Source organism: Natrialba asiatica DSM 12278 (assembly GCF_000337555.1).
In the GTDB taxonomy this organism is placed as follows: Archaea; Halobacteriota; Halobacteria; order Halobacteriales; family Natrialbaceae; genus Natrialba; species Natrialba asiatica.
On sequence record NZ_AOIO01000007.1, the window covers coordinates 65,556 to 90,101 of the forward strand.

The following is a 24,546-nucleotide window of genomic DNA, read 5'->3' on the forward strand; positions in this document are numbered from 1 at the left end:
AGTTTCTATACTGGTACTAGTCGTCGGACGGCGTCTCCGAGCCGGGTACGTCTGCGCCGATATCCGACTCGGTGAGCGACGCCTCCCGCCAGGTGCCGCGCTTGAACCAGAGGTACGCGATGACGCCGCCGATGACGTTCGAGATCGGGAACGCGATCCAGAGGCCGGTAGCGCCGATCGCTTCCGCGCCGAGCCAGGCGACGGGCAATCGTATGAGTCCAAGCGTTACGACGGAGATCACTGCGGCAAACAGCGTCTTTCCGGCACCGCGGAAGCCGCCCGTGTAGGCTCGCATAACTCCGATAAATCCGAACGTGAGTGCGGTATATCGGAGGAACGATGCGCTCTCTGCGGCGACCGTCGGGTTGTCCGTGAAGATGGACGAAATCGGCCGTGCAGCCAAGATGGTGATAATTCCGAGACCGGTTAGCACGGCGAGCATCGCACGAGCGCCGAAGTGGTTCGTCTTAGCGGCCCGATCGGGTTTCTCAGCGCCGATATTCTGTCCGGTTATCGTTTCGATCCCCTGGGAGACCGCAAGCGCCGGAAGGAAGATAACCGAGAAGATTCGCGTCCCGATCCCGTAGGCGGCGCTGATTTCCTCGGGGAACATCGCCAGGACGAACAACAGGAGGGTGATCGACAGCGAGCGGGCCGTTCCCTCGATCGACGCCGGCAGACCGATGTCGACGACCTTCCGCCCGAACGAGAGATCGGGAACCATCTGTCCGAGTCGGATTCGGACGCCGCGGTTCCCGCGGAACATGATCGCCAGTCCGACGACGAAAGCGAGCGCCCGCGAGAACACCGTCGCGATCGCGGCGCCGGCGACCCCCGAACCAGTGTAGCCCGTCAGTTCGAGCAGCGACGCTTCGAGGCCCGTGGCCCCGAGGTACCCGAACAGGGGATTGTTCTGGAAGCCGAAGATCATCACCGGATCGAGCACGACGTTGAGGAAGACCGAACCGCCCATCACGTACATCGGGGTGATCGTGTCGCCGTAGCCGCGCATGAGCGCCATGAACACGGCGAAGCCGAACACTCCGACGAGGCCGACCGAATAGACCCGCATGTAGTCCGCGACCAGCGACGAGATCTCGGGTCCCGTCCCGAGGATCACGAGGAAATCGTCGACGAAGACGAACCCGATCGCACCGAGCACGATGGACGCCACGGCGGCGTAGGCCATCGTCTGCGAGGCCGCGTACTCGGCTTTCCGGTCGTTTCCGGCACCGATATGTTGGGCGACGAGGACGCTGCCGGCAACCGAGAGACCGAGCGCGAGCGAGATCATCAGAAAGACCATCGGGAACGCGAACGTAATCGCCGACAATGACGCCGTGCTGTGTCGCCCCAGCCAGAACGTGTCCGCGAGGTTGTACGTGACCTGGAACAGGTTCTGTAGGACGATCGGCAGGGAGAGGTAGAACAGCGGCTTGCCGATCCCGCCCTCGGTGAGGTTGAACTCGTCGGGGCCCTTGAAGAACTTGCTGACGAACTGCCGAATCCCCATCAGTGAGACACCTCCGGCGGTTCGGGCGAGAGGTGTTGCTCAACGTACGTTCGTACCGTCTCGTGGAGTCGATCCATCGAGTAGTCGACGGCGACGCGGCGCGTGTGTGCGCCGCTGATCATCGTCGTCAGAAACTCCGCGGCGAGATCGGGATCGACGTGCTCGTTGAACTCCTCGCGCTCGATGCCCGCTTCGATGATCGAGTGCAGTTCCCCGTACAGGAACTCGTCGAATTTGGTGAGTTGTTCCCGTATCCCGTCGTTGTACGGGCCTTGCGCTCGTATCTCCAACATTGCGGTCCGAAACTCCGTATCCGGTCCGTCTTCTCCGTCTGCAAGCAAGACATCGAGCAGCGACAACAACCGCGCTTGCGGGGACGCTCCGGTGACCCCCGTTACTTTGTCGGTGTAGCGGCCGTACAGGAACTCCAGAAAGGCCGTAAAGAGATCCTCTTTCGTGTCGTAGTAGTAGTGAATCGACGCCTTGCTCTTGTCCGTCTCATCGGCGATATCTTGCAGTGTAAGCTCTGCATAACCGTGTTTACAAAGGGCACGATATGTCCCATCTAGTATTTCATTTGCTGTGTCGTCATCCATGTCGGTTGGTATAGGACTTACTAACCGGTCAGTCAAAAGAGTTCGGAAACCGGTACCGCAATGTCGTGTAACCCCATGACGAGGGCACGTGGCTGTGTCTCAGGGGAAACGAGTTCTTCTCGTTTACTCGCCGTCTCGTTCGTCTCGCTCGCAGCGAACTCGATTGCACTGTGGCCAGCGCAAGCCGGAAACTTTCACCTGCGAGCGTGTATCCGTACCGGTGAGGCTGCCGTATGGACGATCACAGCGACCAACCGGGTGACGGTGACACCACTGACTCCGGTCCTCGTTCGGACCCGGATCGTACAGTTCGCGACGCCCGCGACGAGCAAGATACTCACGACCGGACCGACGAACGCGCGATACCCGACGCCGAGCGCGAGGAGTCGGGCGTCGAACAGTCGATGCTCGAATCCGAGGCCGACGACGCCAGTGAGGGCCACCGAACGATCGACGAGCAGTACGACGGGCGATCAACCGGCAGTCACGATGCTCGTGACGAACACGGTGACCACGGCGGTGATTCCGGCATGCACGAGGGCCACGAACAGCTGTTCCGGCGGCGCTTTTTCGTCTCGACGCTGCTCTCGATTCCGGTGTTGCTCTACAGCGAGACGCTACAGGCCTGGCTCGGTTTCTCCGTCCCCGCGTTCCCCGGCAGCCAGTGGCTCACCCCCGTCTTCGCGGTGATCGTCTTCGCCTACGGCGGGGTGCCGTTCCTTCGAATGGCCGTCCCTGAACTCGCGGACCGAACGCCGGGAATGATGACGCTCATCTCGATGGCGATCACCGTCGCGTTCGTCTACAGCCTCGCGAGCGTCGTCTTTCCTACCACATCGGCGTTCTTCTGGGAACTCGTGACGCTCATCGATATCATGTTGCTCGGTCACTGGATCGAGATGCGCTCCGTTCGCAGAGCCTCCAGTGCGCTCGACGAACTGGCGAAACTGCTGCCGGATACGGCGGAGCGGCTCACCGACGACGGCGATACTGAGGAAGTCCCCGTGAGCGATCTGTCTGCGGGCGACCTCGTTCTCGTGCGACCCGGCGCGAGCGTGCCAGCCGACGGCGTCGTCGAGGAGGGGGATTCCGACGTGAACGAGTCGATGATCACCGGCGAGTCAAAGCCGGTGTCGAAGGAACCGGGTGACGAAGTAATCGGCGGCACGCTAAACGGCGACGGCAGCCTTCGCGTTCGGATCAGCGCGACGGGAGACGAGACGACGCTTGCAGGGATCATGCGCTTGGTCGAGGAGGCCCAGGAGAGCGAGTCCCGGACTCAACAGCTCGCCGACCGCGCAGCGGGATGGCTGTTCTACGTCGCCCTGGCTGCGGCAATCGTCACTGCTATCGCGTGGACCGTCGCGATTTCGTTCGACGCCACGGTCGTCGAACGAGTCGTCACCGTCTTGGTGATCGCCTGTCCGCACGCGCTCGGGCTCGCCATCCCCCTCGTCGTCGCGATCAATACGTCACTCGCCGCACGGAACGGCATGCTGATTCGAGACCGGATCGCCATGGAGCGAGCCCGCAACCTGGATACGATCGTCTTCGACAAGACGGGGACCCTCACGAAAGGCGAACAGGGGGTTGTCGGCATCGAAACCGTCGGTACCGTTTCCGAGAATGACGCCCTCGCGCTCGCGGCTGCTGTCGAGAGCGATTCGGAGCACATGATCGCCCAGGCGATCCGCGAGGTTGCCGACGAACGAGACGTTTCGGTGGACGCCGCGACGGATTTCGAGGCGCTCAAAGGCCGCGGCGTGCGGGCAACTGTCGACAGCGACGCGATCTCCGTCGGCGGTCCGAACCTCCTCTCTGCACTCGATGTCGAGGCTCCGTCCGAGTTAACCGCGTTCGCGGAACGCGCCGGTGATAACGCACAGACTGTGGTCTATCTCGTGCGCGAGGATATTCCCGGTCGTTCCGAGGAAGAACCGAACGCGACACAACGGGCGACCAACGAGGAGGAGCGCAGCGAACCTGCGTCTCGAACGAGCGGCGCTGCCGCGGGCACCGAAGCAACAGTGATCGCTGCGTTCGCACTCGCGGATGTTATTCGCGAGGAGAGCTATCAGGTCGTCGACGCGCTTCACGAACTCGGCATCGAAGTCGCGATGCTCACCGGCGACAGCGAGGACGTTGCCACCGCGGTGGCCGACGACCTCGGGATCGACACGGTTTTCGCCGAAGTGCTGCCGGAGGACAAAGACGGGAACATAACCGCGCTTCAAGAGCAGGGCCGATCCGTCGCGATGGTCGGCGACGGCGTCAACGATGCGCCCGCGCTGACGCGAGCCGACATCGGCATCGCTATCGGCTCCGGGACGGACGTGGCAGTCCAGTCAGCGGATATCATCCTCGTCCAGAACAATCCGATGGATGTCGTTCGCCTCGTCAAATTGAGCAAGGCAAGCTATCGAAAGATGCAGGAGAACCTCGTGTGGGCCGCCGGCTACAACGTATTCGCACTCCCGCTCGCGGCGGGTATCCTCGCCCCGATCGGCATCCTCCTCTCGCCCGCAGTCGGCGCGTTGCTCATGTCACTCAGTACGGTCATCGTCGCGATCAACGCGCAGTTCCTTCGCCGAACCGATCTGGACCGCCCGAGTCTCCCCGGCGTCTCCAGTTCTCGGTCCCCGGAACCGGCGGACTGATTCGCGTCTCTCTCACCGGTGTCGTCGCCAGCCGGCACCGAGTAGTATTGTGTGCTATTTGGACTTCTATACGGGCCCGTATCCGTGTGCTGTCTGTAGTGTGGTACGACGATGACAGCTGATGGTGTCACCGACGCAGTCGAATCGATCACGCCGACAGAACTGCACGCGCGGATCGACAGCGACGAGGACGCCTTCCTCCACGATGTCCGCTCGACAGCGGATTTCGAAGCGTGGTACATCGACGGTCCCACCGTCGAAGTCGTCAACTGCCCACACTTCTAACTCCTGATGGGAATTCCGGACACGCTCCACGCGAAACTCCCTGAGGACCAGCCTATCGCGGTCGTCTGTGCGAAAGGCGATTCCAGTGAACTCGTCGCTGAACGCCTCGAAGCGGCGGCTATGACAGAATCTACCTCGAACACGGAATGCGAGGCTGGACACGCGTCTACGAGTTCACGACGCTCGACACCGATAGCAATGCAACGATAGCACAGTACCGTCGCTCCTCGAGCGGCTACCTCGCGTATCTCGTCGTTTCGGACGGTGAAGCCGCGGTTATCGATCCGCTACGGGCGTTCACCGACGAGTATCTGGCGGATGTGCGGGCGTTCGATACCGAGCTGACGTACGCGCTCGATACCCACATCCACGCGGACCACCTCTCAGGCGTTCGTGAACTCGCCGGTCGGACTGGGGCGACGGCGGTCGTCCCCGAGGCTGCTGCGGCTCGGGGCGACGACTACGATGTCGCCTTCGATACCCTCGCAAACGGCGAGACGCTCTCGGTCGGCACCGTCGACATCGACGGTATTCACACGCCTGGCCACACGGAGGGAATGACCGCATACGCGGTCGAGAACGTGCTGTTCACCGGCGATGGCCTCTTCACGGATCGCGTTGTCCGCCCCGACTTCGAAGACCCTGCGGCGGCCAGAAACGCAGCCCAGACCCTGTACGAATCACTGACCCGGACGGTATCGACGCGGCCGTTCGAGACGATCGTCGCCCCCGCACACAGTAGCGATTCCGCAACACCGACCGACGATGGGACGGTCACTGCGACACTCGGCGAACTGACGGAAACGCTGGCTGCACTGTCGATGGACGAAGCCGAGTTCGTCGCCGCGGATCTGCCCCCGCGACCGGCCAATTACGAGACGGTCATCGCCGCCAGCCTCGGCGCGGAGTCGCTCGATGACGTGACGGCGTTTGAACTCGAACTCGACCCGAACAACTGCGCGGCCAACTAGGCGGGTATCGAAGTTGTCCCGCGGTGTTGATTACAGCCACTTCGACGGCGCATTGGCCGATAAATAGGTGTGCGGATTAGTCAAACCACTGGTTGAACTTCACGAAGATATATAGTGACCCACATCAAATATTTGACTATGAAGCGACGGAAATTCCTTGCTATTGGGGGTCTCGGTCTTGGAGCGGGATATGCATGGAACAGGTCTCGATCTCCGTCAATCCCCAGTGGTATGACTATAGATACGCTATACTACGAAGGGAATATTTTCGATGCACGTGATGTTTTTGGGCCGAGAGAAGAGTCACACACGCTCATAACTGACGAAGAAACGGCTGCCAGTGAATTTAGAGACGTTGAACAGCTATCTGATTTCACCGAGGGGATAAATTTTGATGAATCATATATTCTTGTTGTTCAAAACGGAATGCGATCAGAAGACGATCTTGAATTAGGTTCAATTAACCGCATTGAAGACGGTCTTCAGGTTGCTATTTCTATAGATAAACCACTAATCCCCGACCATGATGACCTTATCACACATACTCTCCTTATCAGAATTACTGATGAGAAAAGCGTGTTCAATTCAATAGATGTCAGTATAGACGGCCATTGATGATCGAATTATTCTATCAAAATCCATAGACTCCGTTAGTTCCTGCGCTGTGTAGGTCACTGTACTTATCGAATCAAAGCGCCCATAGTCTGTGAAAGACATCACATAATTCAATCAACTAGTCTCCCATTTTGGTGCAAAGTTTGTAGCGATGGCGGTCGTATCCCCCCTCGTGAGCATGTACGAGGATATCCTTCTTCCGTACGATGGTAGCGACGGGGCTGCAGAGGCGATCCACCACGCCGCCGAGGTCGCACACTGGGCCGATGCGACGCTCCACGTGTTGTTCGTTGCCGACACGACCCGGGATAGCGTCACCGTCGTCGACGGCCAGGTCGTCGACGCACTCGCTCGGAAAGGCGACGAGATCGTCGATGAAGCGGCGAAGACCCTGGATAGTCTCGGCGTTCCGTACGACACCGATGTCGTCCAGGGAAATCCAGCCCGGTCGATCGTCGAGTACGCCGACCGCTACGAGCACGACCTGATCGTCCTGCCAACCCACGGTCGCGACGGAATTTCGAGATACCTGGCCGGGAGCGTCTCCGAGAAGGTCGTTCGTCTCGCTTCGCTTCCGGTGCTTACAGTACGGATGCAACCCGACGAGCAGTTGACGTTCCCCTACGAGGCTATCCTCATTCCGACGGACGGGAGCGCCGCCGCAGCGCACGCCACCAACTACGGGCTCTCGCTCGCGGAGTCACTCGATGCAACCGTCCACGTCCTGTCCGTCGTCGATGAGACGCTCCTTGAACTGGGTCTCGGATCGACAGTCTCCGGGCTAGATAGCGAACAGGCCGCAACCGATGCGATCAACGACATCGTGTCGGAGGCGGAGGCACGCGGCATTTCCAACGTCGTCACGCACATCGAACGCGGCACGCCGATCGATGGGATTCTCGACACCATCGAGTCGACCGCTATCCACGCCGTCGTCATGGGAACGACGGGACAGCGCGGCACTGAACGAATACTGCTCGGAAGCGTCGCCGAAAAGACAGTCCGCTCTGCGCCAGTGCCAGTCATGACTGTCGCCAACCCGGACTGACCGCCTCCCTACCGGGAGCGTCGAATTGCGGCGGCTCGGACACCAGCGCCCGCTCCCCTCAGCGCCCTGCCAGCGTTCCGAACTCGTTTCGATCCCCGTCTCCGTGGTAATATTGTTTCCGTCCTCCGTGTCAACTTTCGAGTTCCGCCTCTCAGTCGAATCGAGTATCGGAATTGCTGGGGAAGGTCCTGTTGTTGTAGAGAATCCGTTTTGTGAATTTGAACGACTACTTAGCATAGCTATTTGGCGAATCACGCCCTCAGTTGTAGCGGAACCATGTTGGGTGTTACCGAATTACAAGACATGTACGAAACGATGGTGATGGCGCGTCACTACGAGGAACGGCTGCAGGAGGAGTATCTCGAGGGAAAACAGCCCGCCTTCGATATTTCCGCTGGCCCCATCCCGGGTGAACTGCACCTGGCGGCCGGTCACGAGGCATCCGGCGTTGGCGTCTGTCATCACTTACGAGCCGAGGATTCGGTTACAGCGCCCCATCGCCCCCACCACATCGCGATTGCAAAGGGCGTCGATTTGAAAGCCATGACCGCCGAAATATTCGGGCGAGAGACCGGTCTCAGTGGTGGAAAAGGCGGCCACATGCACCTTTTCGATCCCGACGTCAACTTCGCGTGTAGCGGGATCATTGCCGAGGGCTGTCCGCCGGCGGTCGGTGCCGGATTGGACGCGAAAAAACGGAATGCTGACGACGTGGCAGTCGCTTTCCTCGGCGAAGGTGCGATCGACCAGGGCGCGTTTCTGGAATCGCTCAACCTGGCGAGCGTCCAAAACCTGCCGGTCGTTTTCGTCATCGAGGACAACGACTGGGCGATCAGTATGCCAAAAGAACGCGTCACCGACGTCACGAACGGGGCACAACGAGCAGCCGGATTCGATCTTCCAGGCACTCGCGTCGACGCCGACGACGTGATCGCAATCTCTGATGCCGCTACTGACGCCATCGGACGCGCTCGCGACGGGAACGGCCCGTCGCTACTCGAGGTCCAGGTCCATCGGCGCATGGGCCACTTCATGGGAGACGCAGAAGGATATCGCCCGGATGCGGACAAGGATGCGGCTACCCGTCGAGACGCGATCGAACGTCTCGAAACGAAACTGCGAGCCAACGACATCGATGACGAGACGTTCGATGAACTCCGCTCTCGTGCCCGCGACCGCGTCGAAGAGGCCATCGAGTGGGCGAAAGAACAACCCGAACCCGAGCCGTCGGCGGCCTACGAAGACGTGTTCTCGTCGCCACCGTCCGAGGAACCGGAGCGCGCTCCGTCCGTCGCGGACACAGGAGGTGAGGACTGATGGCCCGGCCGGAGGAGCACCGACAAACGGAGCGCTCGCTGACGATGAGCCGGGCGATGGTCGAGGCGATCGCCCACGAAATGCGCGAGGACGATGCCGTCTTCTACATGGGCGAGGACGTCGCGGACTACGGCGGTATCTTCGATAGCACCGAGGGGCTCCTCGACGAGTTCGGCCGCGACCGTATCATGGACGTGCCCATCAGCGAGACGGCGTACATCGGTGCTGCGGTCGGTGCCGCACAGGGGGGGATGCGGCCGATTGCCGAACTCATGTTTGTCGACTTCTTCGGCGTCGGCATGGATCAGATCTACAATCAGATGGCGAAGAACACCTACATGAGCGGCGGGGCCCTCTCCGTTCCGATGGTCCTCACGGCCGCCGTCGGTGGGACGTACAACGACGCTGCACAGCACTCACAGACGCTCTACGGAACGTTTGCTCACCTTCCGGGGATGAAAGTTGTGGTCCCGTCGACGGCCTACGATGCAAAGGGACTGCTGCACACTGCGATCCGTGACGACGATCCGGTCGTCTACCTGTTTCACAAGCGGTTGATGGGTATCGGATGGCTTCCCGCACCGGACGGTCCGAAAACCGGCGTCCCCGAGGAGGCGTACACGATCCCGTTCGGCCGTGCCGACATCAAACGCGAGGGCGCTGACGCGACCGTCGTCACACTCGGATTGCACGTTCACCGTGCGCTTGCGGCCGCCGACTCGCTTGCCGATGACGGGATCGATGCCGAAGTCATCGATCTTCGGACGCTGGCTCCGCTCGATATCGAGACGATCCGGGACTCGGTCGCGAAGACCGGTCGACTCGTCGTCGTCGACGAAGATTACCGTTCGTACGGTCTCACCGGCGAAATCATCGCAGGGGTGGCTGAAGGTGACCTCGCCGCTCTCGACGCCGTCGAACGGGTTGCACTTCCGGACGTCCCGATACCCTACGCGCGCCCGATGGAGAACGAAGTCATTCCGGATACCGACGATATCACAGCGGCGATTCGACGCGTTCGATCGGACGAATGAGCTCGAACACACCCCGCGTCGCCGTCGAGACGGCCGACGTCTGGCCCGAAGATAGCGACGAGAACGAGGGCGTCGTCGTCAACTGGTTCACGAGCGAGGGGACCCGCGTCGACGAGGGTGATCCCCTCTGTGAATTTCAGGTCGAAAAGGTGAGCGTCGACGTTCCGGCACCGGTGTCCGGCATCCTCGATGAAATCGCCCTCGACGAAGACGACGAGTTCGAAAAGGGCGAGACGATCGCCTGGATTCGCCGCGAGTAGTTCCGCCCCCATCCAGAACTCGTTTCCAGAGAGTATGACCGCCACTGATCCAGACACCGACATCGACTCGGACCCTGATTCAGACTCAGGCCCGGGCCCGCATTCGAACCCAGATTCGAACCGGACCGTCAACGCACCAGCGACGAACGCCAGCGAATCCGATCTCGGCCGGACCGTCTCCGAGGCGAGAGTGCAGCGACGACCCTCAATGTGAACAGCTCCGTTTTTGACCTCGTCCGCCGCGCAGTTTCTGCAACCCTTGCCGAACACCCGGCCGTTAACGCGACGTTCGAAGACGCACGTTCTGTACGAGGAGCACAATGTCGGTATTGGCGTCGATACCGAGGTCGGGTTGGCGACCCCGTACTCCGTCGTCTCGATTCAAAATCCCTCGCTGAACTCGCAACGGAACGGCGACGACTGACCGAGCGCGTTCAGGAGGAGAGTACTCGATGCGTGATCTTCGCGGTGGCACGTTCACCGTCTCAAATCCCGGCGTCTTTGGCGTTGACTCGTTCACGCCGATTAGTACCCCGCCGGAGATTGCGATTCTCGGCGTCGACCGCATGGAGATCCGCGAGCGCGCACAGCGTTGGTCTGACGGTGTCGCGTTCAAAATCAGTTGCCCGTCGACCCGAGTTTCGATCACCGCCTCGTCGACGGTGCAGACGCGGCTCGATTTCTCGAGACGTTTGCGGAGCACGTGGAAAACTCGGATCGATTCGTGCCTGGGGGCTGCCCATCGGGTGGTCGTGTTCTTTCGAACGATCGTGGGACGACCCGAAGTGAGGGGAGTGCCTTAAAACACCGTAATGAGCCATCCAACGACGCCGGCCGTGACGAGCAACCGACCGAGACTTCCCAGAAAGGTCGCGATAGCAAACCGCACGTAGTTCGTTTCGAGCGCGGCGAACGCGTATATCGATATCGTATCGGGAAAGAAGGGGACGGACAGTGCCAGCGCGAGCCCGGCGTACCCATACTGCTGTGCGAGCTGCACTGAGCGTTTCTCTGACCACTCCAGTATGTTCCATCTGGATCGGCGTAACCACCGAATAAGCGGCCCGGCTTGTTTGGCTTCCTGTCCGATATGGAACGCGAAAACGCTTCCTGCAGCCTTTCCAGTCGCACTTACGATCATAATACACCCGAGTTGTCCCCATGCGGGGAGACCGAGATCGAGTGGGACACCGAGAACGACCTCGCTGGGGCCTGGGAGGGCAAATGCGATGAGAAACGAGTAGACGAAAATAATCCCCATTCCCGGCCAACCTGTCACCGATTCAATGACCGTTTCGATACCACTACCGAGGGAGAGAACCAATGGGGCAGCTACTTCCATTACATAATTCTTCAGCAGCAACCACTATGATCATTTTCATCTAGCGAGTATCCATATGTCGTCTCATCTTTGTCGGCCCAACGCAGCCTTTCCGCTACAAAAAAACGAGGCTGCTACCAGTACTCTCGGGTTTCTACGGGGCTGATCTAGGCCGGTTTCCAGCCAAACGATGGCTCCACAAGCAAGCGCAAACAGTAGCGTCAGAAATCCTGTCGTTCGACCTCTACTGATCGAGGCTGGTTCGAGAGCGGTAGCCGCGTCCAGACGGCACGTCCGATGATCGCGCCGATCGAGTTGATAAGCAGCAGCGAACAGAAGTACCACGGCTTGGCCTGAACCACTGTAAGCCCTCTCGTCGAAGCGGGGACAATACCCAGCGCCAGCAAATAGAACAGGGTGAGGAGACAAAGCGAGGACCGGCGATACCCGTGCCAATAGAGAACGCCGACAAGGGCACCCGCGAGTAATCCGAGTTGACCCGAATGAAGTTCGGGAATAGTGCTGAAAATTGACGAGAGGATCGTTTCAACGGTCGCCATGAGTACCTTGCTCTAGTCGGGACCCGTTCTATGCGTTGACCTGCAATTCGACAGGCCATATAACGATTCACGTTGGCCGATACCGATGGCACACTGATACGAACAGGAGAACACGATCAGTGAGGCTCGTTGTCGGAACCGACTCTCTAATAACACCCGAATCTGTTTCCACACGGATTGCCCGACAGCTGTGCGAGCGGGTGCACTGACTTTCAGTGACCCCTGTATCTCCCTGCACGAGTGCTCGTCAGAGACGAACTCGAACTCGTGCCACGTCGGGCACCGGTCGTTGTTCGCTGCTGGCCGTGACGTTGGTCCGTTGAGAAGCGGAACGATGGAGGACGGAAACCAGCCACTATAGCCTCCCGGGTAAGACGTCGCGTGTACCAGTTGTTGGTAATACGAGTTCTTTATTCAGTCTGCACCGCGAACATTTACCGGGCGATTCATCGTCGTTCATGAATTTACTCACGAGCGTAATCCGTTCTTTCCCGCCAATTCCTGACACTGTTCACCGAGGGGTTTCAGCCGCAGTTCTCCGAAGCCGTATCGAGAGTAAGACCCGACCCGCTGGAGGCCGTTCCTCGCGGTCTCCACCGGGCGGTCACCGAGGTACTTCACGACCTGGCCGTGATCGACCGTTTCCAGCCGGAACACCCCGCGTTGCTCCAGTATCTTCTCCTCGCGGAGCCGGAGATCGTCACGGTTCTCGGCCCACCACCAGGGATAGTGCGGTCGTTCGCCTCTGGATACTCCGACGCCAGGACGAACGGCGTTACCAACTCGATGAGGTACGTCTCCGCGCCTTCGAGCCGTGAATAGTCCAGTTCGTCGAGGTCAACCATCTGCGTGTCCTTCAACTGAACCCCGCCGTAGCCGTAGTTCCGCTTACCGCCGAACTGGAGCTCCTCCAGCACACCCTCGCCGAGGCTACAAGCCGAATTCGCAAGCGAATCGAGGAAGTAGAAGACGACGCCGAAGTACTTCAGGAACACCACCTGGAACTCTACGAAGAGCTTTACGACGCCGTCTGCGAGGAAGAGTAACAGTAAATAGTAGCACGATTTCTTCACCCATGGAGATTACCGAAACTAACCGGAAAATTCGGTAACTACGTATGCGTAACGACCATACCTCTTGAAACAGTGGACATATCTGATGACCGGGTCCGAGACGCCGGGTGAAACCTCTCGTCAAAGTTCTCCAGAAGACGTTTTAGAGCGTGTAACTGACGGCGTCTTTGCGCTCGACGAGGACTGGCGGTTCACGTATTTGAACGACCGAGCCGAAACTATGTTCCAGCGAGACCGAGCGGAACTCCGTGGGAAGGTCATCTGGGAGGAGTTTCCCGTGATGACCGACTCGCCGTTCCAGTGGGAGCACGAACGTGCGATGGAGACCCAAGAACCCGTTACGTTCGAGGCACACTATCCGCCGCAGGATAGCTGGTTCGAGGTGCGTGTTTACCCCTCTGAAACCGACCTATCAGTGTACGTGCGCGACATCACTGCCCCGGATGACTACGAGCAGGAACTCGAAGAACGTGAGCAAGCCCTCCGGCGTGCGTATGAGGTGATGGCGGCCCCAGACCAACCGTTCTCCCAGCAGATTAACTCGCTCCTCGATGTGGTCCGCACGGCAGTCGGGACCAAATTTGCGACGCTCTCGCGGGTCGAGGAAGACGCTGGGGAATACATCTTCGAGCATGTGGCCACGCCGGAGGAGGTTGACCTCGAACCGGGCGACACAACGCCGATGGAAACCCTCCCCAACTGCTCGCACGTCGTCGAGACCGAGGAGACACTCGTCTTGCAGGACGTGAAGGCAGAGGCTCCGGAACTGGCCGACCCCGAATGGGGCATCGCCTGTTATCTCGGGACACCGGTCATCGTCCACGGAGACGTGTATGGGACGTTCTGCTTCTACGGGATGGAACCACGGACCGAGGCGTTTTCCGACTGGCAAGTGTCATTCGTCGGCCTGCTCAGTCAGTGGGTGAGCAATGAACTCGAGCACAAGGCGTATGAGCGAGAGCTCAAAGAGTCCAACAAGGAATTAGAGCAGTTCGCCTACGCTACCTCCCACGACCTCGAGGAGCCCTTACGGATGGTGTCGAGTTACCTCACGCTCATCGACCAGCGCTACAGCGACGACCTCGACGAGGACGGCCGAGAGTTCATCGACTTCGCCGTCGATGGCGCTGACCGGATGCGCGACATGATAGCGGGGTTGCTTGAATATTCGCGGGTTGACACGCGCGGCGACCCCTTGGAGCCAGTCGAGTTGGACGCCGTTCTCGAAGACGTTTGCGAGGACCTTCAGGTGAAAATCGAGGAGACGGATGCGGAGATAGTCACGGAGGTACTCCCCCGCGTCGAAGGTGACTCCGACCAACTCCGGCAGGTGTTCCAAAACCTGCTGGACAACGCCATCGAGTACAGCGGCGAGGAGTCACCGCGGGTTCACGTCTCGGCCGAGCGGACGGGCGACGAGTGGACGGTATCGGTTCGCGATGAGGGCATCGGTATCGACCCCGCGGACGCCGATCGCGTCTTCGACGTGTTCCAGAGCCTCCACACGCAAGAGGAGGCAGCGGGGACAGGTATCGGACTGGCGCTGTGCGAGCGCATCATCGAGCGCCACGGCGGCGAAATCTGGGTTGAATCCGGCCTTGGCGAGGGAACGACGTTTTCTTGTACTCTTCCGGCAGCAGACGAATCCGATAACTGAGCCCGCTGTACTTGCCGCGGATTTCACGGCTAACTCCGGATAAAGAAATCTCATTACCAACGATTGATAACCGAACGGAAAAATCAAGGGATTGGGGACGACTACACGTACTTCTACACGAACCTCAACCCGACCGAGATTCCGCCGGAGGAACTCGCCAGCGACTACCGGCGACGTTGGGGATTAGGGGTATTTCGCCTTAGCCGCGATCATGGTGATCGTTATCGGTCTGACGGTTTAGATGCCGGACGTAGCACACTCATAGAACCCAATTTTCTCTTTACAAGATATCGTATTTTCGAGTTTATTTGAGATATCCCAACTGAACCACTATCTTGTCAGCGGCTGAACCCGAGTTACTGCAAGCCCATGAACAAGCAGAACGACGCTGAACGCCGCGGCGTCTCGCGCCGAAACTACCTCAAATTCGGGAGCGCAACAGCACTTTCGATCGGAGCTATCGACAGCGCAACTGCGACAGCACGGATGGAGAGTTCCGATCAGCACCAGGGGAGTCCCGACCGGATCGTGATCAAAAACGGGACGCTCGTTACGGTTGACCCCGATCGCGGTATTCTCCACGATACGGACCTGCTTATCGCGGACGGAGCGATCGAACGGATCGACGAGTCGATCGACGAACCGAGCGCTGCCCACCTCGACGCCGAGGATGCAATCGTCCTTCCCGGATTCGTTAATTCGCACCTGCATACGTGGCAAGCGGGCGTTCGCGGAATCGCGGGGAACTGGTCGTTCTCCGAATACCTCGAAACGATGCTCGGAGAGATCAGTCGTCACTACCGACCCGCCGACGCGTACCTCGGAAACCTCTTCGGCGCTGTCGACCAACTCAACGCCGGCACGACGACGATTCTCGACTGGTTCCACATCGCGAACTCGCCGTCACACACCGATCGTGCGATAGACGGCCTCGAAGACGCCGGCATCCGCGCAGTCTTCGCCCACGGACCGCCCGGAGACGACAGTGCGACGTGGTGGGAAGACAGTGCGGAACCGCATCCGGACGATATCCGCCGGCTTCACCGCGAGCGCTTTCCCTCGGCCGATAGACGACTCACGCTGGCGATGGGGATCCGCGGCCCCGATTACTCGACTGACGAAGTCGTCACGCACGACATCGAACTCGCCCGGGAACTCGGACTTCCCGCCTCGATGCACATCGGCTCGCTCGGCCCCGGCGGCGTCTCGACGCTCGACGAACTCGGGCTCCTCGGCGACGACCTCAACTACGTTCACGCGAACCGTCTGACGCAAGCGGAGTTCGACCGCATCGGCGACTCCGGCGGTTCGGTATCGACGACTCCCGAGGTCGAAATGCAGATGGGAATGGGCATGCCGGCGCTGCGGGAAACCATCGATGGAGGCGCAACGCCAGCAGTCGGCGTCGACATCGTCTCGAACGTCAGCAGCGACCTGTTCACGCAGACGCGAACGGCGCTGCAGGTTCAGCGCGCTCTCGATACCCAGCCGACCGTCGAGCAAAACGAACAGATCGAAACGGTCTCGCTGTCCGCCAGACGCGCACTCGAACTCGCGACGATCGACGGCGCTCGAGCACTTGGACTCGACGACACGATCGGCTCGCTGACGCCCGGCAAGCGAGCGGATATCACGCTCGTTCGGACGACCGATATCAATACGACGCCGGTCCACGATCCGGTCGAAACGGTCGTCTTTCAGGCGGGCGTTGCGAATATCGATACGGTCCTGGTCGACGGACGGATCGTCAAGAAAGACGGCGTCCTGTACAACGATCCCGCGAGAAAGCACCGCGATCAGCTCGTGCAGTCGGGGCGACGGATCCTTCGAGAGAGCGATCTCCACTGACGGGCTTTCGAACTGCCGAACTCGTCGGCAGGACCCGATCCAGAGCGTCCATCGCTTCTCGCAGGGAATATTTCCTGTTAACCGGAGTAGCGGCAGTGGCTTCGGTAAGAGGGGAAGTTAACCCGGTAGCCTTCCTGAAGTCCGATAATGTCCGAGACCGACGTGGCAGACAACGGGACACCGTCTCGATTCGGCCGACTCCTCTTTGCGGGTGGGCTTGCAATACTCGCGATTCGAAACCTGACCGACCTTGAGGGGCGTATCGCCTATGCAGATGCCAAGGGGGTCCCGTCTGCGGACAGACTCGTTCCGGCGGCGAGCGGACTCCTCCTCGGTGGCAGTCTGGGTATCGGCACCTGGAAATTCCCGAAACTTTCCGCGGGAAGCGTCGCGGCGTTCCTTGCAGGCGTGACACCGGTTATGCACGACTTCTGGGCCGTCGATTCGGAATCACGCGATGCGGAACTCACGTCTTTCCTCCAAAACCTAACGCTGCTCGGTGCTGCTATCGTCTTCTTCAGACGAGCGAGCGAGAACTAACGGGACTCCCCACCGTCACCCTCCCAACCGGCTTCTCTCCGAGTAACAGAACGAGTTCACACGCACGCGTTCTCTCCGCACACCGGAACTCGTCTGTCTCTTCAGCCACGGTAGAGAGCGAGATGCAGCATCCAGCCGTGACCGCTATCCCGGTCGACTGCGCTCGATTCGTTGTGTCCCCTCAGTATCTCCGACAGGTTTTATCGTTGGGTCGCCAATGAGACGCGTATGAGCCACTTCGACCGGACTGTCGATTCCAGCGCGGAATCAGGGACGGACGCTGACCGGAATCGGACACTCGAGTCAGCGTCCAGCGTCCGAACTGAATCCCAGCTGCTCCCTGCGGAAGTGTTCTCGATTCTCGGCAACGATACGCGAGTTTCCATCCTCCAGGCGCTGCTCGAACTCGGCGCGGACGACGCTCCCGTCAGCTTCACGGCTCTCTTCGAAGAAGTCGATATGCAGGACAGTGCGAACTTCAGCTACCATCTCAACCAGCTCACCGGCCATTTCATCACGCAGAGCGATGGCGGATACGAGTTCCGCCATCCGGGGCGGAAAGTCGTCAGTTCGATCTTCAGCGGCACACTTACCGATCGCGCGAAGTTGGGATTTTTCCCCGTTGATGGGTCGTGTTACGCCTGTGATGGGTCACTTCACGGTTGGTACGTCGATGATACGCTCACCATCGGCTGTACCGACTGCGGGACGATTCAGGTGCAGTATCCGTTCCCGACCGGCGGCCTCGACGACCGATCACCCGACGAGTTCCTCCAGGCCTTTCACCACTACGTCCGCCACCACTACTGCCTCGCCGCCGACGGCGTCTGTCCCGAGTGCACCGGCGCGGTCGAGACCACTCTCGTTCGCGATCCGGAACCGGACGATCAGGACGTCGCCGTTACCCACGTCTGTCAACGCTGTGGCTACCGCCTCCAGTCGACCGTCGGGCTCACCCTGCTCGACAACGCCGAGGTGCTCGTCTTCCATTCCGAGCGCGGCGTCGACCTGAATACCGACCCGTTCTGGCAATTCGACTGGTGCGTAAGCGATACGCAGACGACGATCGTCTCGGACGACCCGCTTCGCGTTCAACTGACCCTCCCCTGTGCCGGCGCTGAACTCGTGGTACGGCTCGACGAGACGGTCTCGGTGATCGAAACGGCTGTTGTTGAACGGTCTTCACAGTGATGGCTTCGCCTACCGAGTAGCGTGTTGCAACGTAATTGCTGCTGAAAACTGAAAAACGAAGAAATAACGACCGGAACGATGCCCACGTACCGGCTTACTCGAAGCGTTCGACGGCCTGCTCGTAGCGGGTCGATGGCTCGTCCCAGTCGACGACCTCGAAGAAGTTATCGACGAAGTCGCCGCGGTCGGGGCCGTAATCGTGGTAGTAGGAGTGCTCCCAGACGTCGAGGGCCAGAATCGGGTGGCTGCCCCAGAGTGCGCCCTGGTCGTGCTTGTCGACGACGATATTGCGAAGCTGGTTGCTAAAGGAGTCGTAGACGAGGAGCGCCCAGCCACCTGCAGCGGAGGCGGCGGCCTCAAACTCTCCCTTCCAGGCTTCGTAAGAGCCAAAGTCCGCTTCGATGCGAGCCGCGAGGTCGCCCGTCGGCTCGGCACCGCCTTCCGGGCTCATCGACTGCCAGAAGAGGTCGTGGAGAACGTGGCCGGAGCCGTTGTGCGTTACGTTCCGGATCGCCCCCGCCGACGAGGAGAAGTCGCCCGCTTCGCGGTTTGCTTCGAGGGTTTCTTCGGCGCTGTTCCAGCCGTTGACGTAGCCCTGATGGTGCGTATCGTGGTGCCAGTTCAGAACCTGTTCGCTAATGTGTGGTTCGAGCGCGTCGTAGTCGTACGGAAGCGGTGGTAGTTCGTGATTGCTCATGTTTCTCGCATACTCGACTATACGCGGAGCGGATATGAATGTTCGCTGTACTGCATTCAAGTAACAATACTGCCATCTCCACCTGAGGCGGAAACACGATCATCTGCTTCGAAATCGAGAATAAATAGACTATGTATGGGAAATGCGACAGATACCGTGTTTCTGCCGCTGCAAATACCCCAGATCTATGCACGAGAGAGTCGCCTCAGCATCGAGATGTCTGTGTCAGAGTTAAGGAACAATTCCAACACAGTAGCGTCGAATCATCCCAATAAATTAGCTTTCATTTATTTGCGATTTTGCCACTCTTGACGGAGCAATCCGTACTGGAACGTATCGCGGTACTCACCGTCGACGAAGCGGTCCTTCCGCATGCATCCTTCTTTGGTGAACCCGAGCGATTTTAGCAGACCACGGGAAGCGTCATTGAAATCGTAGACTCTCGCACCTACGGCAGGGGTGGCGTACACCCGGAAAACGTACTCGATGACGAGAGAGACGGCCTCTTGTCCGTACCCTTCGCCGTGGACCTCCGGAACCAGCCAGTAGGAGAGTTCGGGTCGCCGCCAGTCGGCGTCCTTCAGCGAAATCGCGCCGATTGGCCGTACATCGTCCTCATTAGGTTGACCGGGGTCAGCATGATCCTCGTCGAGACAGACGAGGAATTGATCCCCGCTGTTCTCCTCGTGCCAATCTTCTAACTGCTCTTGATTCCGGAGGGGGACGCCTCCGGGGTAGCGAATCTCGGGATTCGCATACGCGCGCTGAACGAACGGGATGTCCTCGTGTTCGAGTGTCCGAAGTGTGACCCGCTCGCCGCTCTCGATGCGTGCTCCTGGCATGAGTACCTCACAGATGAGTTTACCGGGAAATAAATGCTTGCAGAACGCTCGGCTTGGCAACTCTTCGTTACGTTCGCTGACTAGTCAGCGAGCAGTAGGTACTGAGACCGAACGGCGGTTCCGAGTGCACTCCTGCTGTTTTTCCTGTGCTCGGAGCGTCCTCGTCGGCGTCGGAACACGCCTCGGAAAGGGCTGTACGTCGGGCCACGGCGCTTGCGGAGTCGGCTCGCTGTCGAACACGTCGGTCACCCAGTACCGAGAGCACTCCCGAGACAGCGTCTAGCTAACTCCGTCGATCGATCGGCTCCGTTCAACCCGTGCGGAGCTACAAGTTCGGTCAGTAGTGTGACCGAACGCAGACTCTCCCGAGTTCACAGTCGTTTCGGATCGTAGAGGCTCACCAGCCCATCCCCGGATCATCGGCGGCCTGCCGGACCCAGGAAGCGACTTGCTCCTCGTCCAGCGTGTCCGTCTTCTTCAGGTCCAGTGCCTGTCTATCCGGGCCCGTCCCGCTGGGCGGCTCTGGATCGAGGTACGTTTCACACACGAATGTCAGTTTCACGTGTTTCGAGAACGCACTGAATGACGCGAACCATCCTTGGTCCTCGACGCCGTAGAACGGCTGGTGATACTTTACGGCGCGACGCACATGGGGCGCTTCCTGCTGAACGATCTGGTCGAATTGTGCCGCAACTTCATGCTTCCAATCCGGCAGCGCTGCAATGTACGCCTTCACCGCTGCCGATCCATCGGTATCATCCTTCCTCCGCGTCGCCTGGTATCGTTTCCTCCGTTCCTCCCATTCCTCCTCCGTCGGGACCTTGTCCGACAGCTCGATTTCCCCGACGTTCTCGTCCACGATGGTTTTCTCTCCCTCTCGACCTGATATCGCGGTCACGACCAAGATTTCGTCTGGCTCTTCGGGAGCAGAAAACAGGTCGAAGTCCAGCCGCAACGTCCCTCCTCGCCAGTGGCGGGCAAAGCCAACCCAGCCGTCGGGGTGGTCGTCCCGGGCGTCTTGTTCGACCCGGAAAAGCCCCATCAAGGCTGGAATGGCGTCGGCACCCCATTGAAGTCCCCGTTCCAGATCCGTGAAACGAACCCCTTCGTCGTGGTCGGCACGGTAGTTGGGCGCTCTGATTGCCCGATTCGCCATCACGAGTTCGGAGACTCGCTGGGTCGTAAGTGAGTCAGACACACTCATAGTCACTCACCTACACGTGGTAGTAGTTTATCAATATTCCCCGGTTCTGGGGGAGCGGAGAGCCGTATTCCTCCTGGTGGGACAGAAAAGCAGACTTCACGGGAGTGCAATCCCCAAGCGATCCTTGCCGCCGGAGCCGTAGATCGTCACGACTCGCCTTATAAGGAGGGAAATTTCAATAGAACCGATCGATTCTGCCCCTGCCATAGCACAACGGGCGAGTGAACCTGGCCCGCTATCTCGCCTGCTCTCGTCGCTCTATTGCCAGTATTGTGCTCTTTATGCGAATACTTTTGAGCGCCGCGACCCTAGTACGGGTAACAGATGGCTGACTCAATGAGCGAAATGCTCCGCCAGGACATGCAGTGTGAGGGGCTGCTGGAGTGTTTCCACGACCTCAAGGAGATTGACAAGGAGGTATTCCAATTGCTCAGCGACGAAGCGGAGCCGCTGACGGTCGACGAAATCGGCGACCACATCGATCGTGAGCGCTCGACGGCCTATCGCTCCGTCAACCGCTTGCTACAGGCCGGCTTCCTCCAGAAGGAGCAGATCAACTACGAACAGGGCGGATACTATCACGTCTATCACCCGCGAGATGCCGAGGACATCTCCCAGGAGATGCAACGACTGCTCAACGACTGGTACGCAAAAATGGGCCAGCTGATCGCCGAGTTCAGCGAGACGTACGCCGTTGAACCGGAACCGGAATCGGAGTCAGAATCAGAATCTGAGCCGGTTGCATCTGCCGACCAGTAGCTGTCGTGCTTCCTATCGTCACTACTCTACTGTCTCCGGTACTCCCTGTTTCCACGATATCCACGGCGGCGACGATAGCGATTTCCGAATGCTGTCCTCGTCCGCGGATGATCGCCCGTGGAGTCGAGGCGATCATCGTTAGCCACTACTCACGGCCGATGCTACTCGCTCCGATCGATCCGATCGGACTGACCGAAACCCCCGTTAACCCCCGGTAACGTCGTCTGCGTGCCCCGCTGAAAGCGTCCCGTCTCCTTGACGTCGTAATTCATCACCAATCGCTCCGTCGCCGCCGTCGACCGACTCGCGTCGTCGTGTTGCTTGTTCATAAACTGCGAGCGGTCCTGTTCGACGACCGTATACTCCTCCAGCCGCGCCGGTAACCGCTGATACGATACTGCCCACCGTCCCTCGAGTTCACAAAGCGTCTCGACGAATCGCTCGTGATCGAACTCGCCGTGGCGATACAGGATGTCGCCCTCGTCGACGTACGGTGGATCGGCGTAGAAGAACGTCTGCTCCCCGTCGTACTGGGCCATGAGCTCGGCGTAATCGAGGTTCTCGATCTGCACGTTCTGAAAGCGCTCGGCGAACTCGTGGAGGTGTTCGGTCGCGTTGCGAAACTTGCGGGCCTTGTTTCGCTGGTTGGCGGCGGCGAAGCCGGAAGCGGTTCGGTACTTGGCGGCGTACTGGGAGTATCGGAGATAGAAGAAGCGTCCGGCGCGCTCGATGGGGCCGTCGGGTCGCTCGCCGTCGTAAAACGCCCGTTTCCACGCTTCGTGTTGTTCGCGAGCGTAGGGCGTTTGCTGGAGCCATTCGACGAGTTCGTCCTCGCGCTCGCGGAGGACGGTAAAGAACTGGACCAGATCGCCGTCACGGTCGTTGTAAACTTCGATGTGGCTCTCGTCTTTGGTGACGAGAACTGCTGCGCTGCCGCCGAAGACCTCGACGTAGCACCTGTGGGGCGGAATGTGGTCGATAATCCACGGGGCGAGGTATGATTTGCCGCCGGGATAGGGGAACACCGACGTAGTCACAGCGGTTTGTTTCGGGCCCGCCGTTATAATCCCTCTCTTCGCCCGTCTTCGGTAGCGTGTTCCGCTGGCAGCGTGTGAGGGAGTCGGGATTCGCATCTCGGTCGCCGAGGTAACGAGCAGAAGGCACGTGATTCGACGTTTGCAAGGGTCACTACTATTCCGAAACCCGCAGTACTTTTCGCCGTACGTCCGCCTTCTGGACAGCCTGCCCTCAAACGACGATCGATGCCGAGTTCACTCCGTATGCAAGAGTTAAACATCGCACTCGTTACGATCGGTGCGCTCACACTGCTATTAAGCCTCGTTGCTGGACTGATGCGAAACAAGGTCTACGTCGTTTCTGAACCGATGGCGGCGGTGATTCTGGGAATGGTGATCGGTCCTTTCGGTGTGGATCTTCTCGCGCTTGCAGGGTGGGGAGATCCGTTCACGATTCTGGAACAGTCCGCTCGGCTTACGGTGGGATTGGCCGTCATGGCCGCGGCGCTCCGGCTTCCACGGCGATATTTCAGAGCGAACGTGCGTCCGATGGCGGTCGTTCTTCTCCCGGGAATGATCGTGATGTGGCTTGTGAGTGGGATACTCGTTTATCTCTTCCTGAACGTCCCGCTCTGGACCGCGTTGCTTATCGGGGCGATCGTCACGCCCACCGACCCGGTTCTCGCGGGAACGATCGTTACGGGATCCGTAGCGGAGCAGGATATTCCGGCATCGATCAGAAATTTTCTCAGCGGTGAAGCGGGAGCCAACGACGGACTCGCGTATCCGATCGTGTTTCTCCCGCTTCTCGTCCTCCAGCACTCGTCGGAGCGAGCGATTACCGAGTGGTTGTTCTCGACGTTGCTCTGGGAAGTCGGTGCCGCCGTGGTGATCGGCGCTACCGTCGGGACGGTTGCCGGCCGGATCGAACGCAAGTCCCGCGAGCACGATTTTCTCGAGGAGACCTCGTTACTTAGCGTAACTGTCGCCTTCACGTTTACCGTCCTGGGCGGAGTCAAACTGCTCGGAAGCGACGGGATCCTGGCGGCGTTCGTAGCCGGGTTGTTGTTCAACCGGTTCGCAGATGCCCGCGATGAGGCCGACGAGCAAAAGGTCCAGGAGACGGTGCTTCGGCTGTTTACGTTCCCGATATTCGTCTTCTTCGGGATGGCGATCCCGATATCCGAGTGGCTTGCCCTAGGTTGGGCGGGAGTCGCCCTCGCGGCAAGTATCTTGCTCCTACGACGACTGCCGATGATGCTCTTGTTCCACCGGTACATTCGTCCGATCAACGACAGTCGTGATGCGCTTTTCGCGGGCTGGTTCGGCCCGATCGGCATCGCGGCGCTCTTTTACGCGACGGTGGCCCATCGGATCCTCGGTATCGAACTCGTCTGGAGCGTGGCAACTCTCGTCATCGCGAGTTCGGTGCTGGTTCACGGCGTTACGGCGACGCCGTTTACGAAACTGTACGGACAGGTGATCGACCGCGATCATCCGCAGGCGGCCGACGACCAATCGTCGGCGTTCGCGGAGGGATAA

General features: G+C 59.6%; 20 protein-coding genes and 4 pseudogenes. 15 read left to right on the plus strand and 9 right to left on the minus strand.

The genetic code is table 11. The annotated features are described in order from the left end of the window. Positions 1-16: 16 nt before the first annotated feature. Together C481_RS01925 and C481_RS01930 are read right to left on the minus strand one after the other, a co-directional pair. Positions 17-1,513 (minus strand): MATE family efflux transporter, encoded by a 1,497-nt coding sequence (locus C481_RS01925; protein WP_006107153.1) that lies wholly within the window; start codon positions 1,511-1,513, stop codon positions 17-19. Continuing rightward, positions 1,513-2,109: a TetR/AcrR family transcriptional regulator gene (locus C481_RS01930; RefSeq protein WP_006107155.1), complete on the minus strand. Its 597-nt coding sequence runs from the start codon at positions 2,107-2,109 to the stop codon at positions 1,513-1,515. Before C481_RS01930 ends, C481_RS01925 begins: the two co-directional genes overlap by 1 nt. A gap of 233 nt (positions 2,110-2,342) precedes the next feature. On the opposite strand from C481_RS01930, the gene C481_RS01935 reads away from it, so the two are divergent. The 9 genes and pseudogenes from C481_RS01935 to C481_RS22880 form a co-directional block, all read left to right on the plus strand. Then, positions 2,343-4,766 carry a heavy metal translocating P-type ATPase gene (locus C481_RS01935; RefSeq protein WP_006107157.1) on the plus strand — a complete coding sequence of 808 codons (2,424 nt, stop codon included), beginning with the start codon at positions 2,343-2,345 and terminating at the stop codon, positions 4,764-4,766. Positions 4,767-4,877: 111 nt separating this feature from the next. Continuing rightward, positions 4,878-6,022, plus strand: a pseudogene (locus C481_RS01940) (MBL fold metallo-hydrolase). A 138-nt stretch (positions 6,023-6,160) separates the two neighbouring features. After that, positions 6,161-6,637, plus strand: a complete 477-nt coding sequence (locus tag C481_RS01945; protein WP_241434630.1) for a hypothetical protein — start codon at positions 6,161-6,163, stop codon at positions 6,635-6,637. A 178-nt stretch (positions 6,638-6,815) separates the two neighbouring features. Next, positions 6,816-7,685 (plus strand): universal stress protein, encoded by an 870-nt coding sequence (locus tag C481_RS01950; RefSeq protein ID WP_006107160.1) that lies wholly within the window; start codon positions 6,816-6,818, stop codon positions 7,683-7,685. Positions 7,686-7,988: 303 nt separating this feature from the next. Then, positions 7,989-9,002, plus strand: coding sequence for a thiamine pyrophosphate-dependent dehydrogenase E1 component subunit alpha (locus C481_RS01955; protein WP_006107161.1), 1,014 nt, complete (start codon positions 7,989-7,991; stop codon positions 9,000-9,002). Beyond that, positions 9,002-10,036 (plus strand): alpha-ketoacid dehydrogenase subunit beta, encoded by a 1,035-nt coding sequence (locus C481_RS01960; RefSeq protein WP_006107162.1) that lies wholly within the window; start codon positions 9,002-9,004, stop codon positions 10,034-10,036. Before C481_RS01955 ends, C481_RS01960 begins: the two co-directional genes overlap by 1 nt. Further along, the gene (locus C481_RS01965) at positions 10,033-10,296 is read left to right on the plus strand and encodes a lipoyl domain-containing protein (protein ID WP_006107164.1); all 264 of its coding nucleotides are present in this window, start codon (positions 10,033-10,035) and stop codon (positions 10,294-10,296) included. The genes C481_RS01960 and C481_RS01965 overlap by 4 nt, the downstream gene beginning before the upstream one ends. Positions 10,297-10,748: 452 nt before the next feature. Continuing rightward, positions 10,749-10,826 (plus strand): annotated as a pseudogene (locus C481_RS22875) (2-oxo acid dehydrogenase subunit E2); the annotation flags it as partial. Between the two features lie 92 nt (positions 10,827-10,918). Beyond that, positions 10,919-10,963 (plus strand): annotated as a pseudogene (locus tag C481_RS22880) (hypothetical protein); the annotation flags it as partial. Positions 10,964-11,095: 132 nt separating this feature from the next. Here C481_RS22880 and C481_RS01980 read toward each other — a convergent pair. The 3 genes and pseudogenes from C481_RS01980 to C481_RS01990 form a co-directional block, all read right to left on the minus strand. Continuing rightward, positions 11,096-11,557, minus strand: a complete 462-nt coding sequence (locus tag C481_RS01980; RefSeq protein ID WP_006107166.1) for a YqaA family protein — start codon at positions 11,555-11,557, stop codon at positions 11,096-11,098. Positions 11,558-11,838: 281 nt separating this feature from the next. Next, positions 11,839-12,177 carry a hypothetical protein gene (locus tag C481_RS01985; protein WP_049904342.1) on the minus strand — a complete coding sequence of 113 codons (339 nt, stop codon included), beginning with the start codon at positions 12,175-12,177 and terminating at the stop codon, positions 11,839-11,841. A gap of 468 nt (positions 12,178-12,645) precedes the next feature. After that, a pseudogene (locus C481_RS01990) lies at positions 12,646-13,106 on the minus strand (hypothetical protein); the annotation flags it as partial. Between the two features lie 229 nt (positions 13,107-13,335). Here C481_RS01990 and C481_RS01995 point away from each other — a divergent pair. From C481_RS01995 to C481_RS02010, 4 genes are all read left to right on the plus strand, one after another. After that, positions 13,336-14,907: a sensor histidine kinase gene (locus tag C481_RS01995; protein WP_049904343.1), complete on the plus strand. Its 1,572-nt coding sequence runs from the start codon at positions 13,336-13,338 to the stop codon at positions 14,905-14,907. A 369-nt stretch (positions 14,908-15,276) separates the two neighbouring features. Continuing rightward, on the plus strand, positions 15,277-16,755 hold the full coding sequence (locus tag C481_RS02000; RefSeq protein WP_006107173.1) for an amidohydrolase family protein: 1,479 nt from the start codon (positions 15,277-15,279) through the stop codon (positions 16,753-16,755). 147 nt (positions 16,756-16,902) lie between these two features. Beyond that, a complete protein-coding gene (locus C481_RS02005) occupies positions 16,903-17,295 on the plus strand; it encodes a hypothetical protein (protein WP_006107174.1) in 393 nt (130 codons plus the stop codon). A gap of 228 nt (positions 17,296-17,523) precedes the next feature. Continuing rightward, positions 17,524-18,486 carry a winged helix-turn-helix domain-containing protein gene (locus C481_RS02010; protein WP_006107175.1) on the plus strand — a complete coding sequence of 321 codons (963 nt, stop codon included), beginning with the start codon at positions 17,524-17,526 and terminating at the stop codon, positions 18,484-18,486. A gap of 94 nt (positions 18,487-18,580) precedes the next feature. Here C481_RS02010 and sod read toward each other — a convergent pair whose 3' ends face one another. From sod to C481_RS02025, 3 genes are all read right to left on the minus strand, one after another. Next, the gene (sod, locus tag C481_RS02015; protein WP_006107176.1) at positions 18,581-19,183 is read right to left on the minus strand and encodes a superoxide dismutase; all 603 of its coding nucleotides are present in this window, start codon (positions 19,181-19,183) and stop codon (positions 18,581-18,583) included. Between the two features lie 287 nt (positions 19,184-19,470). Next, positions 19,471-20,025, minus strand: a complete 555-nt coding sequence (locus tag C481_RS02020; RefSeq protein ID WP_006107177.1) for a GNAT family N-acetyltransferase — start codon at positions 20,023-20,025, stop codon at positions 19,471-19,473. A 397-nt stretch (positions 20,026-20,422) separates the two neighbouring features. Continuing rightward, positions 20,423-21,229: a DUF1801 domain-containing protein gene (locus tag C481_RS02025; protein ID WP_006107178.1), complete on the minus strand. Its 807-nt coding sequence runs from the start codon at positions 21,227-21,229 to the stop codon at positions 20,423-20,425. 324 nt (positions 21,230-21,553) lie between these two features. Here C481_RS02025 and C481_RS02030 point away from each other — a divergent pair, with 324 nt between their 5' ends. After that, complete coding sequence (locus tag C481_RS02030) at positions 21,554-21,988, plus strand: helix-turn-helix domain-containing protein (RefSeq protein WP_049904344.1); 435 nt, start codon at positions 21,554-21,556, stop codon at positions 21,986-21,988. A gap of 161 nt (positions 21,989-22,149) precedes the next feature. Here C481_RS02030 and C481_RS02035 read toward each other — a convergent pair whose 3' ends face one another. Next, positions 22,150-23,025, minus strand: coding sequence for a DNA adenine methylase (locus C481_RS02035; protein WP_049904345.1), 876 nt, complete (start codon positions 23,023-23,025; stop codon positions 22,150-22,152). A 243-nt stretch (positions 23,026-23,268) separates the two neighbouring features. On the opposite strand from C481_RS02035, the gene C481_RS02040 reads away from it, so the two are divergent. Next, positions 23,269-24,546, plus strand: a complete 1,278-nt coding sequence (locus C481_RS02040) for a cation:proton antiporter domain-containing protein (protein WP_006107181.1) — start codon at positions 23,269-23,271, stop codon at positions 24,544-24,546.

Bases quoted from the DNA above. Each gene is read 5' to 3' on its own strand.
- C481_RS01945 (WP_241434630.1), top strand. From the start codon at position 6,161: ATGAAGCGACGGAAATTCCTTGCTATTGGGGGTCTCGGTCTTGGAGCG.
- C481_RS02020 (WP_006107177.1), bottom strand. From the start codon at position 20,025: ATGCCAGGAGCACGCATCGAGAGCGGCGAGCGGGTCACACTTCGGACA.
- C481_RS01965 (WP_006107164.1), top strand. From the start codon at position 10,033: ATGAGCTCGAACACACCCCGCGTCGCCGTCGAGACGGCCGACGTCTGG.
- C481_RS01955 (WP_006107161.1), top strand. From the start codon at position 7,989: ATGTACGAAACGATGGTGATGGCGCGTCACTACGAGGAACGGCTGCAG.
- C481_RS02010 (WP_006107175.1), top strand. From the start codon at position 17,524: ATGAGCCACTTCGACCGGACTGTCGATTCCAGCGCGGAATCAGGGACG.
- C481_RS02005 (WP_006107174.1), top strand. From the start codon at position 16,903: ATGTCCGAGACCGACGTGGCAGACAACGGGACACCGTCTCGATTCGGC.
- C481_RS02040 (WP_006107181.1), top strand. From the start codon at position 23,269: ATGCAAGAGTTAAACATCGCACTCGTTACGATCGGTGCGCTCACACTG.
- C481_RS01960 (WP_006107162.1), top strand. From the start codon at position 9,002: ATGGCCCGGCCGGAGGAGCACCGACAAACGGAGCGCTCGCTGACGATG.
- C481_RS01925 (WP_006107153.1), bottom strand. From the start codon at position 1,513: ATGGGGATTCGGCAGTTCGTCAGCAAGTTCTTCAAGGGCCCCGACGAG.
- sod (WP_006107176.1), bottom strand. From the start codon at position 19,183: ATGAGCAATCACGAACTACCACCGCTTCCGTACGACTACGACGCGCTC.
- C481_RS01980 (WP_006107166.1), bottom strand. From the start codon at position 11,557: ATGGGGATTATTTTCGTCTACTCGTTTCTCATCGCATTTGCCCTCCCA.
- C481_RS02000 (WP_006107173.1), top strand. From the start codon at position 15,277: ATGAACAAGCAGAACGACGCTGAACGCCGCGGCGTCTCGCGCCGAAAC.
- C481_RS01950 (WP_006107160.1), top strand. From the start codon at position 6,816: ATGTACGAGGATATCCTTCTTCCGTACGATGGTAGCGACGGGGCTGCA.
- C481_RS01985 (WP_049904342.1), bottom strand. From the start codon at position 12,177: ATGGCGACCGTTGAAACGATCCTCTCGTCAATTTTCAGCACTATTCCC.
- C481_RS02030 (WP_049904344.1), top strand. From the start codon at position 21,554: ATGGCTGACTCAATGAGCGAAATGCTCCGCCAGGACATGCAGTGTGAG.
- C481_RS01995 (WP_049904343.1), top strand. From the start codon at position 13,336: ATGACCGGGTCCGAGACGCCGGGTGAAACCTCTCGTCAAAGTTCTCCA.
- C481_RS01930 (WP_006107155.1), bottom strand. From the start codon at position 2,109: ATGGATGACGACACAGCAAATGAAATACTAGATGGGACATATCGTGCC.
- C481_RS02025 (WP_006107178.1), bottom strand. From the start codon at position 21,229: ATGAGTGTGTCTGACTCACTTACGACCCAGCGAGTCTCCGAACTCGTG.
- C481_RS01935 (WP_006107157.1), top strand. From the start codon at position 2,343: ATGGACGATCACAGCGACCAACCGGGTGACGGTGACACCACTGACTCC.